The organism is Bacteroides sp. AM37-9 (genome assembly GCF_003603455.1).
In the GTDB taxonomy this organism is placed as follows: Bacteria; Bacteroidota; Bacteroidia; order Bacteroidales; family Bacteroidaceae; genus Bacteroides; species Bacteroides xylanisolvens.
This window is the reverse complement of sequence record NZ_QTNF01000016.1, coordinates 21,611-33,480: the sequence shown is the minus strand read 5'-3', so window position 1 is coordinate 33,480 and position 11,870 is coordinate 21,611. Positions and strand designations below refer to the sequence as shown.

11 protein-coding genes are annotated in these 11,870 nt (G+C 34.5%); all 11 read left to right on the top strand.

Annotated elements, in window-relative coordinates:
• Positions 1 to 3 precede the first annotated feature (3 nt).
• Positions 4 to 1,140 carry a polysaccharide pyruvyl transferase family protein gene (locus DW862_RS12605; protein ID WP_120068603.1) on the top strand — a complete coding sequence of 379 codons (1,137 nt, stop codon included), beginning with the start codon at positions 4 to 6 and terminating at the stop codon, positions 1,138 to 1,140.
• A complete protein-coding gene (locus DW862_RS12600) occupies positions 1,131 to 2,465 on the top strand; it encodes an O-antigen ligase family protein (protein WP_120068599.1) in 1,335 nt (444 codons plus the stop codon). Before DW862_RS12605 ends, DW862_RS12600 begins: the two co-directional genes overlap by 10 nt.
• Positions 2,443 to 3,429 carry a glycosyltransferase family 8 protein gene (locus tag DW862_RS12595; protein WP_165861532.1) on the top strand — a complete coding sequence of 329 codons (987 nt, stop codon included), beginning with the start codon at positions 2,443 to 2,445 and terminating at the stop codon, positions 3,427 to 3,429. The genes DW862_RS12600 and DW862_RS12595 overlap by 23 nt, the downstream gene beginning before the upstream one ends.
• Positions 3,430 to 3,637: 208 nt before the next feature.
• A complete protein-coding gene (locus DW862_RS12590; RefSeq protein ID WP_133304322.1) occupies positions 3,638 to 4,759 on the top strand; it encodes a glycosyltransferase family 4 protein in 1,122 nt (373 codons plus the stop codon).
• Positions 4,760 to 4,763: 4 nt separating this feature from the next.
• Entirely contained in the window at positions 4,764 to 5,975 is a 1,212-nt protein-coding gene (locus tag DW862_RS12585) for a Coenzyme F420 hydrogenase/dehydrogenase, beta subunit C-terminal domain (protein WP_133304321.1), read from the top strand.
• On the top strand, positions 5,972 to 7,009 hold the full coding sequence (locus DW862_RS12580; protein ID WP_008998400.1) for a polysaccharide pyruvyl transferase family protein: 1,038 nt from the start codon (positions 5,972 to 5,974) through the stop codon (positions 7,007 to 7,009). The genes DW862_RS12585 and DW862_RS12580 overlap by 4 nt, the downstream gene beginning before the upstream one ends.
• Positions 7,010 to 7,019: 10 nt before the next feature.
• Positions 7,020 to 7,991: a glycosyltransferase gene (locus DW862_RS12575; protein WP_120068584.1), complete on the top strand. Its 972-nt coding sequence runs from the start codon at positions 7,020 to 7,022 to the stop codon at positions 7,989 to 7,991.
• Between the two features lie 107 nt (positions 7,992 to 8,098).
• Positions 8,099 to 8,539 carry an acyltransferase gene (locus DW862_RS12570; protein WP_243636484.1) on the top strand — a complete coding sequence of 147 codons (441 nt, stop codon included), beginning with the start codon at positions 8,099 to 8,101 and terminating at the stop codon, positions 8,537 to 8,539.
• Positions 8,540 to 8,577: 38 nt separating this feature from the next.
• The gene (locus DW862_RS12565) at positions 8,578 to 9,756 is read left to right on the top strand and encodes a glycosyltransferase (RefSeq protein WP_008998395.1); all 1,179 of its coding nucleotides are present in this window, start codon (positions 8,578 to 8,580) and stop codon (positions 9,754 to 9,756) included.
• Positions 9,757 to 9,802: 46 nt separating this feature from the next.
• Entirely contained in the window at positions 9,803 to 10,873 is a 1,071-nt protein-coding gene (locus tag DW862_RS12560; RefSeq protein ID WP_120068578.1) for a radical SAM/SPASM domain-containing protein, read from the top strand.
• A 4-nt stretch (positions 10,874 to 10,877) separates the two neighbouring features.
• A complete protein-coding gene (locus DW862_RS12555; protein ID WP_120068575.1) occupies positions 10,878 to 11,861 on the top strand; it encodes an acyltransferase family protein in 984 nt (327 codons plus the stop codon).
• Positions 11,862 to 11,870 lie beyond the last annotated feature (9 nt).

Genomic DNA, 11,870 nt, shown 5'->3' with positions numbered 1-11,870 from the left:
TATATGAATATTAAGATTATAACATGTCATGACGTTTATAATTATGGAGCATCATTGCAAGCGTATGCTTTGCAAACCTATTTGAAACAAAAGGGACACGATGTTGAAATTATAGACTATTTGCCAGCATATATGGATAAAGCTTATAGTTCGAACTTTAATAGATATATGTCAATTCCTAAAATGTCTCCTTTGTACAAATATAAGGATAATGCATTCTTTAGAATTGTTTATGCTATAAGGAAATATTTGCCACAATTATGTAAAATTGTACGGCAGAAAGGGCGGAAGCAGGCTTTTGACAGGTTTAAGCATGCTTATTTGCATCTTACGGATCATTATGTAGAATATAAGGATTTGAAGGATGTACAATGGGTGGCTGATGTTTTTATTGTTGGAAGTGATCAAGTGTGGAATCCTTTATTTAATAACGGAAGAGATCCTTCTTATTTTTTGCAGTTTGGTAGTTTGGAAACCAAAAGAGTGGCGTATGCTGCGAGTTTTGGGGTATCAACTTTAGAAGAGCAAGATGTAAAAAGAATGAAAGAGTGGCTAAAGAGCTTCTCGGCCATATCGGTAAGAGAAACTACTGGATTAAGGCTATTATCCAATATAGGGATATTAGAAGGCCAACATGTTGTTGATCCCGTTTTTCTACTATCTCCAAAGGATTGGGACATATTAATCCAAGATAGAAATTCACGTGTTCCGGCTTACATTTTAGTATACAATCTAGGGCAAGTTGATGAGTCTATTAAAAGTTGTGCACAAGAATTAGCACGGAAACATAATTTGTCTATTCTATCCATAGAAGATAGTAATAAAATTAAATATGCAGATAAAATTGTAGAAAATGCGGGGCCTATAGAATTTGTGAGGTACATTAAAGCAGCGAGGTATGTTGTAACGAATTCATTTCATGCGACGGCTTTTTCATTAAAATTTAATGTTCCTTTTTATGTGTTCATCAAAAATGTAACTTCTTCACGAATTTCCGATGTGTTGAATTTAGTTGCTCTTCAAGAGCGGTTGAATGCTACATCTTTTGAAATGGAAATAGATTGGACAAAAATTAATCTGAAAATGGGAAACTGTATAAAAAGTTCGAAAAAGTTTATAGATGATATTCTATGCTTATAATTAAGGTTCTTTCTATTGCACTAATATTGCTATGTGTTTATAAGATATATAATAGCAAAAATTATCTGCATTGCTTTATGTGGTTTATGCTTGGTATGTACTTGATACATCCGAACGCGGAACTTTTTCGTATGTCTTATGCTGGATCAAGATTAGTACTTATTTTTGCTTTTATAGCAAGACTGTTAAAAGATCATACATTTTCTTCAGTTATAAATAGATTTCCTCTTAAAATAGAGTTGCTTCTAATGTTTGTATTTCTGCTTATTCAACCTCTTTTTACGGGATGGTCAGGCATTAAAGGTGTAAATTGGGCAATTCAGGATTTCTTGTCAACCTATTTTCTTTTCTTTTTGGGTTTTGCATCTCTTCCATCCAATGTGAATATCTGGAAGAATATAAAAAAATATATATATATTATTCTTCTTGTCGTAGTACTTGTTGGTTATATGAGTTATTTTATGACAGAGAATTTTGTTACTCTTGCTCATTCAGCATCGGGTGAAATATTATGGAGTTCTGAGAGAGCTTTATCTGAAAGGGGATTTAGAAGTACAGGTACACAGTTTTCTCCTAATATTTTTGGCTTGATTAATGTAACTCTTATATTATTGCTTTTTCATTTTGAGAGAAAAAATTATGTAAAACTGATAGGCACAGGTTTGTTACTGATGAATATATTCTTTTGTGGAACACGAGCTCCTTTTGTTGTATTGCTCCTTTCATTAATTGTGTATGGATTCCTCATTAATAAAAAGCAAATGTTAAAGTCTTTGTGTTTGGGATTGCCTTTTCTGGTTGTATTTATATATTTTTTGAGAGATATACCAATTGTCCAATCATATGTTGAAGGTGTACTTGATATTTTGTTGACAGGTGGTGAAAATACAGGAGGTAGTTCTGTAGAACTTAGGAACTATCAAATGGCGACGGCCTTAATGTATTTTGCGGAAGCTCCTTTGGTGGGGCATGGTATATATTATACGATGAACCTAATTAATGAAGATGGACTTTTTTATAATCGTTATAATTCGTTGTTGGCAGGAGCAGAAGGTTATCCATTTTATTTATTGATAGATTATGGAGTTATTTATATTACACTTGTAATTTCTTTTATGGCTAGAGTTGCTTTGTATTTTTATCGGAATTTGAATATTCATCGTTCTATCGCTATAGCATTGCTTTTTGCTGAAATATTATTTGTAATGACCTCACAACCTGCCCACTCATGGGAAGTGCTATTTCCTTGGTTGGGGTTGTTTATGAGATATGTTTATAATTCAAATTTGGAAAAGAAAACTCATGGATATTGTATTAGCTTGTGATAATAATTTTGCACCTTATTGTGCTACAACAATAGCTTCTGTTGCAGATCATAATATAGGAACCTGTTTTTATTTGTTAACGGATAATCTTAGCAATGACAATGCGGTAAAACTTAAAAATATGACTGAGGATATGGGTAGTTCTCTTCAGATTATATATGTAGACTCTAGATTGTTTGGAGATTTTCCTATGCCGTCATCTCCAGGCTTATCCCATATAAGTCTGGCCACTTATTTTCGACTTTTTATACCGTTACTTCTTCCTTTATCCGTAGAAAAGTTAATTTACTTAGATTGTGATATTATAGTACGTCATAGTATAGCTGAGTTATATGATACTGACATTGAAGATTATCTGCTGGGAGCAGTTTATCACAATGATAAACTATCTGTGAATAATGGTGCTTTCAAGCGTCTTCATATACCGGTTGAACAAGGCTATTTTAATGCGGGGGTTCTACTGATTAACCTTAAGAAATGGCGAGAGGAGCATATTTATGAAAAAAGTATTGAATTTCTAAGGAATAATAGTGAGAGTATCGTTAATCACGATCAAGATGTATTGAATGTCGTATGTGGAAAGAAAACTAAGATGTTGTCATACACTTGGAATACTATGAACTATTTTTTTATGAAAAATTTTCAATTATCACAGGATAGAGTTTTGAAGATATATCAAAAAGAAGAACAAACGAATGTGATCGACCCTACAATAATTCACTTTGCTTCACGCCCCAAACCTTGGGAGAGATTATGTATACATCCGTTTGTGTGTGAATTTGATAAATACTTGCGGCTTACACCTTATAAAGGGATAAAAAAGAAGAAAAATTCTGTAGGTGAATTCTGGAATTTGGTGGTTAAACCCATGATTTTAGGTTATCATCGTTATACCTATATTAGAGTTTGTGGCTGTCGAATATATATTGGTTGGTTACCAATATTAAAAAAATATAGAGATTGATTGAGACTAAATGAAAATAGAAGAAATATGAGTTTCACGTTTTGTCAAAAGTTGGCGGTTGTTCAACCTTCGCATGGTTTAAAAAATAACGGTCAAGTAGTGAAGAATTTGAGAAATAATGTAAGCTATAGCTCCAAAACCCCAGGAATACTGGATCTAAGGATTATTGTTATAGGGGTTGGATACTTACGATATATCCCTTTTTTATATGAATAAGAAAAAAATATCTTGGATAACTCCAAGTTGTTTCATTGATGTAGATTTGCCAATTATAAATCTTTTAGCCAAAGATTATTTTATTGACTGGCAAATAGTGGTGGAAAATAATCAGGAGATCGATTATGAGTTATATGTAAAATCTGTACTGAAAGACAATCCTAATGTTCTGGTTTATTTTTTCTATTTAACGCATCGATTTAGGAGCCCTCATAATATAATTGATTTAATACGTATCATTAAAAGAGCTAGAGCATTCCTTCCAAATTTGTATTATATTTCAGCAGCTATGCATCCTTATGGCACTATGATGTATCGTTTAATGCTTCCTAAAAGAAATGTCGTTATCGCATGTCACAATGTTTCTACTCCAAGAGGAGCTAATTCGGAAAAATGGGCTAAAAAACTAACTAATATGTGGATTCGTAGTTTTAAGAATATTCAGGTATTCTCAAGAAGTCAGGAAGTAATTCTCAAAGAGAAAGTTCATGGAAAGAATATTCTAATGGCACATTTGGCTTTAAAGGATTATGGAGAATCTACTATTGAAGTAAATAAAAAGGAAGAACGGACTTTTAGATTTTTATTTTTTGGAAATATTGTTGCATATAAGCGGGTTGATTTATTGATTGAAGCTGCAAATATTTTGCATGATAGAGGTATTGAAAACTTCAAAGTAAGGATTGCTGGTAGCTGTAATTGTAATTGGGAACAAAACTATGCATCGTTTATAAAGTGTCCAGATGTGTTTGAACTAATGATTAGACGAATTCCTAACGAGGATGTAGCTAATATGTTTGCAGATAGTCATGTTTTTGTTATGCCTTATCAAGATATAGCCCAAAGTGGGGCTATAACGGTAGCATTTAGATATAATGTCGTTACATTGGTCTCTGACATTCCTCAATTTAAAGAGTTTGTAGAAGATGGAGTGACGGGATTAGCATTCCAATCTGGAAATGCAGGTGATTTAGCGGATAAAATGCAGTGGTGTATAGAAAACAGGGATGTGCTTTTAAAAGAATTTTCTGTTAATCAAAAGAATTTTGTAGAAAAGGAGCTTTCACTAACCAGTATTGTTGCGAAATATAAAGACTTCTTTTCTAAATTGTAAATTTATGAGTTTTGTACCTCGACTTGCTATAGATAAACAATGTACAGGCTGTTTTGCTTGTATAGATGTGTGCAATAAAAATGCTATAAATATAGTTGAACATTATGATGGGCATCGGTATGTAGAGATAGATAAAAGTAAATGTGTTGGTTGTGGCATGTGTGAACAAATCTGTCCGGTCGTCTCGAATTTCGAATATCAGCAAAGTGAATATTCTGATTTCTATGCAGCTTGGGCAAAAAATAGAACACATCGAAAGACTAGTGCTTCAGGTGGTGCTTTTTATGCAATGGCATCTTCTGTAATAGAACAAGGGGGTGTTGTGTTTGGAGCAAAAATAGAAGAACCTTGTTACGTTCATCATCAGGCGATTGAGACTAAGGAAGAATTGAGTTGTTTGCAGGGATCAAAATATACACATAGCAATGCATCTGGAAATTATAAACTTGCTTTGAAATATTTGAAGGAAGGTCGAATGGTTCTTTTCTCGGGCACAGGTTGTCAAATTGCTGGACTATTATCTTTTTTGAAAGATAGAACCTATAAAGGGAATCTGGTTACGGTGGATTTAATTTGTGGTGGAATTCCTTCTAGAATTTTAATTGATAAATTTATTAGTCAGGCACCGTATAAAGTGAGGCGTGTTTTGTCATTTCGTACAAAGGAAATAGGATGGAAACCTAGAGGATTTCGTTATAATTTGAAAGTCGAAGATGAAAATGGTAAAATTTATGATTATGCAAATAAAAATAATTTAATTACTACTGGGTTTAGTCTCGAATTAACGAACAGGTATTCTTGTTATGACTGTCCTTTCGTTGGAAAAAATCGCAAATCAGACTTTACCATAGGGGATTATTGGGGATGTATTAAATATGATGAAGAACATTTTGATGGTATATCGTTGATTATAGCTCATACTGATAAAGCGAGGCAGTTCCTTTCGTCATTAAGAGATTCTTTATTTTATGATAAGGCTGATATGAACTTAGCCATATCTCATAATCATAGATTGGTAACAGGACATTCGATTCAGCAATATTTTTTAGAACGAAAGTTGTTGGCTTTCCTTTCTTCACAATTAAGTGACAGCACATTTTCAAAAATATATGCAAATACATTTTCAAATAAAAGTCCATGGATACTGTTGAAAGTGATTCGGAAAGTTTACGGAATAGTAGTAAATATTATAGATAGAATAGGACATAAGCAATGAAAATCGGATTATTAACATATCATAAGTCGTATAATTGTGGAGCAGTGTTGCAAACTTATGCCACATGTCGGCTTCTTAAGGAATTGGGACATGAAGTAGAGTTGATAGACCTTAGGCAGCCAGAACCTATAAAGTTGAGACAATTGATTTTTATTCCTCGCTTTATTAAATTTTATAGGTTTTGCAAAAAGTTTTACCCATCGCTTACACGGCATTATAAGACAGTGGAGGAGCTTAAAAAGGCAAAGTTGGATTATGATTGTTTATTGGTAGGAAGTGACCAAACATGGAATCCTTTAATTAGTCGTGAACAATGTTTAGCCTATTTTCTTGATTTTGGAGGGGAGCAGGTTCGCAGAGTGTCGTTTGCTTCGAGCTTTGGGGTGAATATGTGGCCGGAGAGCCATAAAGAGCTACTGCCTACTATAGATAAACTTCTTCATCGTTTTTCGGGCATATCTGTGAGAGAAGTTACGGGCCAAAATATATTAAAGCAGCAATTTAGCCTTGATAGTAGCTTAGTGCTTGATCCTACAATGTTACATTCTTCTTATGTGGAAATTACTTCATCTATTACTCCCAATCATCGCATTGTCTGTTATCTCTTGAATCGTAATGATTGTCAGCTTGATATGGCACGTTATCTTTCATACAAGATGGGTATACCGGCTCGTATGATATTTAATGGATATCCTTTGAGAGGGTTTGAATATTGTTATCCTCCTGCTATAAAAGGATGGATAGAGCAGATTGGTGGAGCGGAGGTTGTAGTGACAGATTCCTTCCATGGATTAGTGTTTAGCTTGCTTTATCATCGTCAGTTTGCTGTGATTCCTATAGCGAATGGATTATCGAGCCGTCTGCTTGATTTGCTTGATTTAGTAGGACTAGAAAATCATGTGTTTACTTCACAGGAGGAGTTGGAAAAGAACATGGAGGTGCTTCAGCGTCCGATTGATTATGAGAGGGTAGACAGTATATTGGCTATTTATAGAGAACGGTCAATTGACTTTTTGCGTAATGTTTTAAAATAAGGATAGTAAGATGATACACATATTACATGGCTTTTCTAATGTGGATAGTGAGTTTAAGCCCCGAAATTTGCGACAAGAGGTGCACTATATTGAATCGCCTCGTACTAAGAAACGTATCGTGGGTTGGACGATAGGCTGTTTTCGAGCTCTATGTTGTTCCCGAAAGGGGGAAACAGTGTTTTGTTGGTATGATTTTCAAGCTGTATTACTTTATTGGATGTGTCTTTTGACTTTCCAGCGTAGAAATATTGGTTGTCTCAATATTCTTTTAAAAAAGAAAGATACTATACAAAATCGCATTGTGTCGAAAATGTATCGCAAAGCTTTAATGTCGAAATATTTCCATGCCAGTGTAACTTCTTCTCATTATGGAGAATTGTTGAAAGAGTGGTTGTGTCTTGATTTTAATTATACTGTAATTCATGACCCTTATCATGAAAAATGGGAAAGAAAATGTGAATCGTTGAATCATGATATATTTGTAGGTGGAGGAAATTCAAGAGATTGGTCTTTTATGCTAGAAGTGGCAAAACAAATGTCTGATGTGAAATTTTTATTTGTAATGAATAGCTTAGACTATCATATGTATAAAGAATATATAACAGAGAACATTAAGGTGAAATGTAATCTGCCCTTTAATCAGTTTCTACAAGAGATGGCTAATTCCGCCATAGTAGCAATGCCACTGACAACCGAAGCTCCGGCAGGATTATTGGTGTTGTTTCAAGCAGCGGGAAGTAAGAGATTTGTTATTACCACCTCAACCGCCACAACGAGAGCATATATTACTTCTGATCGGGGGTGTGCTTTGGAACGTGATGTGAAGCAATGGAAAGGTGCTATTCGTTATTATTTATTGAATGAGAAAGAACGTAATGATAAGGCACTCAAGCTCCACAAGTTTCTAAAAGATGTTTGTGGAAGAGATAATTTTGATTCTGGCATTCAAGAAATCGTGGACTTATGCGAATCAAATTATTAGTCAAGTATCTGATTGGATGGCTTAAATGCAGATTTAATCACATCGAGTGTGGAGATTGCTGTTATCTTGGGATTAATTTAAATATAATCAATAAGGGGAATTTTAAATTGAGAGATAATGTAAAGTTCCGGCCTTCGTCGGATGTTTATATAAGTCGGAATGCTCTTTTGTCTATAGGAGACCACACAGAGATAGGCAATCATTCCACAATATCAGCACATAACATTGTGATAATAGGAAAAGGAGTGCTAACCGGTCCTCATGTATTTATAGCAGACCATAATCATGAATATAGAAATCCGGATGTTTATATTTATAAACAAGGATGTAGGGCTGGTAAGGATGATCGTGTACTGATAGATGATGGCACTTGGCTTGGAACAAATGTAGTCGTAGTGGGCAATGTCCATATTGGCAAGCAATGCGTAATAGGGGCAAACTCTGTAGTGACCAAGGATATACCGGATTATTGTGTAGCAGCAGGTAGTCCTGCAAAAGTGCTTAAAAGGTACAATTTTGAAAGTAAAGAATGGGAGAGGTTTAGATAACTAAATTGTATGATTAGAAAAATACTCAATTATTTCTTATGAAAATATTATTGGCAAACAAGTTTTATTACCGTCGTGGCGGTGATTGTATCTATATGCTTAACCTGGAGTTATTGCTACGAGAGTATGGACATGAGGTAGCGATATTTGCAATGGATTATCCTGATAATTTGGAAACTCCATGGAGAAAATATTTTCCGAGTGAAGTGAAGTTTAAACCCGGATTAGGAATGTTGGAAGCTTTTCTGCGTCCATTGGGAACAAATGAAGTAAAAAGAAATTTCTGTGCATTATTAGATGAATTCAAACCTGACGTAGTACATTTGAATAATATTCATACGCAACTTTCTCCCATAATTGCTGAACTAGCACATGAAAGAGGAATTAAAGTTGTATGGACTCTACATGATTTGAAGCTTCTTTGTCCTCGTTATGATTGTCTTCGTAATGGAAAAATAGCCTGTGAAGAATGTTTTATGGATAAACGTAAGGTGCTTGAGTATAAATGTATGAAGAACTCTATTGTTGCTAGTTTCTTAGCTTATAAGGAAGCAGTATCATGGAATCGTGAGCGTTTGGAGAAATGTACAGATATATTTATTTGCCCAAGTTTATTTATAGCGAATAAGATGATACAAGGAGGCTTTGATAAAACAAAAATGTGTACACTCTGTAATTTTATAGATATAGAAAAAACAAGGAAGCAAGAGTATAATAAGTTGGATTATTATTGTTTTATAGGTCGTCTATCTAATGAAAAAGGGGTGGTTACATTGGTAAAAGCAGCTCGTCAGTTGCCATATAAATTGAAAATTATTGGTGAAGGCCCCCTGATGGAAGAGTTGAAAATACTGTGCAAAGGAACAAATATCGAACTTGTAGGCTATAAACAATGGCCGGAAATAAAAGAACTATTAGGATGCGCTCGTTTTAGTGTTATTTCATCGGAATGTAATGAAAATAATCCACTTTCAGTGATTGAAGCACAATGTTTAGGAACTCCAGTTTTGGGAGCGTGCATTGGAGGTATTCCCGAATTGGTAGAAGAGGGAAAAAGTGGAATGTTGTTCAAATCAAAAGATATAGTGGACTTAAAAAAGAAAATTGAGATGATGTTCACATATACGTTTGATTACGAATCATTGGCCAAAAAATCACAAGAAAGATACTCTGCTGATACTTACTATAAACAGCTGATGAAGATTTACACCAAGTGATGAGGAAACATATTTCTTTCGTATATATTTAAAATCTTATTATATTATGACTACAAATAATATCCCGTGTCCTACGGACGCGAGCATTATTCTGACGTATCGTTGCCCGATGCGTTGCAAGATGTGTAATGTGTGGCAGTATCCCACAGAAAAGAGTAAAGAAATACAGCCAGAGGAGTTACGTACACTTCCGAAGCTGAAATTTATAAATCTGACAGGTGGCGAGCCTTTCATTCGTGAGGATTTGGATAAGATTGTTGAAGAATGCTATAAACATACGGATCGTATTGTGATTTCCACTTCCGGATGGTTTGAAGACCGTGTGGTAGCATTGGCTAAGAAATTCCCTAATATCGGTATTCGTATTTCTATCGAGGGATTAAGTTGCAAGAATGATGAGTTGCGTGGTCATGCGGGTGGCTTTGATAAAGGGTTGCGTACGTTATTGACGCTGAAAGGTATGGGACTGAAAGACATCGGTTTTGGATGTACAGTATCCAATAATAACTCAAAAGACATGCTTTCGCTTTATCAATTGAGTAAGTCATTGGGAATGGAGTTTGCTACAGCCGCTTTTCATAATTCGTATTATTTTCATAAAGATGATAATGTGATAACGAATAAAGACGAAGTTTGTAAAAATTTTGAACAGCTGATAGAATGGCAATTGAAAGAGAATCATCCGAAAAGCTGGTTCCGTGCTTTCTTCAATATGGGACTAATCAATTATATAGAAGGAGGTCGCCGTATGCTGCCTTGCGAAGCCGGTTCTGCCAATTTTTTTATTGAGCCTTATGGCGATGTGTATCCATGTAATGGTTTGGAAGAAAAATACTGGATGAAGAAAATGGGTAATATCCGTGAGACTCCGAACTTTATGACTATTTGGGAAAGTGAACAAGCACAGCAGGTGCGTGATATGGTACGTAAATGTCCGAAAAACTGCTGGATGGTGGGTACTGCTTCTCCGGTGATGCATAAATATATTAAGCATCCGTTGAAATGGGCATTGAAGAATAAATTCTTGAGTATACAAGGTAAGCCTGCGTGTCTGGACAAATGTTGGTATAATGTGGGACAAGATCCTTGTCAGGGGGATTTAAGAAATAAGTTCTAAAAAAATGAATAGAATAATATTTCTTGATATAGCGAAAGCAATCTGTATTATATTGGTTGTTGTCGGACATTATATGCCTGATAATTCGCCAATGTGGTATGTGATGCTCAATAAGGTGATTTATACATTTCACATGCCACTTTTTATGTTTGTCAGTGGATATGTCTACATTGCTACTAAAAAAGATATAAGTTATGGTTCTTTTTTAATGAAGAAAGTGAAGAGACTGATGATACCTTATTTCACAACGTCAGTAATAGTAATCACCATAAAACTACTTACACAAGATTTTATGCTTGTAGAGCACCCTGTAACCCTTTTATCTTTTTTTGAAATATTGTATTTGCCGGTAGCAGGCTATTTCCTTTGGTTTATTTGGGCTTTGTGGTGGATGTTTGTTATTCTTCCTTTCTTCAAAACAAAGACGAGCCGTGATGTACTCTTCTTAGTGAGTGTTTTATTACATTTCATTCCTTTAGAGGTAACATCGCTATTTTGTTTGGAGCAATTTAGAGGAATGTTGGTGTACTTCATGTTCGGTATATTTGCTTTTGAAAATCGGTGGTTATATTACTTTATCGTAAATTTTAAATGGAGTAAGTTGGTGTGTGCTGTACTGCTTTTTATATCAATGGAAGTTATATACTTTCTGAACATGGATGAAAATATAAACATTGTACTTCCTTTCATTGGAATATGGTTTATCATTGAAGCTTCAAAAAGTATTAGTAAAAGATGGGGTGAGGTGAATAAGAATAGTTGGTTGATGTTGGTGTCAGCATCTTCTTATATCATCTATCTTTTTCATACGACCTTTGAAGGAATCACCAAAGCCATGCTTCATAGGATTCCTTTTAATAGTGGTTTATGGTATGTGTTTGTATTCGAATCTATTACTGTTGTACTGATGGGAGTAATAATTCCGATGATACTTCATCGATGGGTCTTAAAAAAATATAAGATAACAAGAATACTTTTTGGTTTGTAATCTGCAAAA

Coding starts and splice junctions, on each gene's coding strand:
- DW862_RS12585 (WP_133304321.1), top strand. CDS start 4,764: ATGAGTTTTGTACCTCGACTTGCTATAGATAAACAATGTACAGGCTGT.
- DW862_RS12555 (WP_120068575.1), top strand. CDS start 10,878: ATGAATAGAATAATATTTCTTGATATAGCGAAAGCAATCTGTATTATA.
- DW862_RS12575 (WP_120068584.1), top strand. CDS start 7,020: ATGATACACATATTACATGGCTTTTCTAATGTGGATAGTGAGTTTAAG.
- DW862_RS12605 (WP_120068603.1), top strand. CDS start 4: ATGAATATTAAGATTATAACATGTCATGACGTTTATAATTATGGAGCA.
- DW862_RS12590 (WP_133304322.1), top strand. CDS start 3,638: ATGAATAAGAAAAAAATATCTTGGATAACTCCAAGTTGTTTCATTGAT.
- DW862_RS12595 (WP_165861532.1), top strand. CDS start 2,443: ATGGATATTGTATTAGCTTGTGATAATAATTTTGCACCTTATTGTGCT.
- DW862_RS12565 (WP_008998395.1), top strand. CDS start 8,578: ATGAAAATATTATTGGCAAACAAGTTTTATTACCGTCGTGGCGGTGAT.
- DW862_RS12600 (WP_120068599.1), top strand. CDS start 1,131: ATGCTTATAATTAAGGTTCTTTCTATTGCACTAATATTGCTATGTGTT.
- DW862_RS12580 (WP_008998400.1), top strand. CDS start 5,972: ATGAAAATCGGATTATTAACATATCATAAGTCGTATAATTGTGGAGCA.
- DW862_RS12560 (WP_120068578.1), top strand. CDS start 9,803: ATGACTACAAATAATATCCCGTGTCCTACGGACGCGAGCATTATTCTG.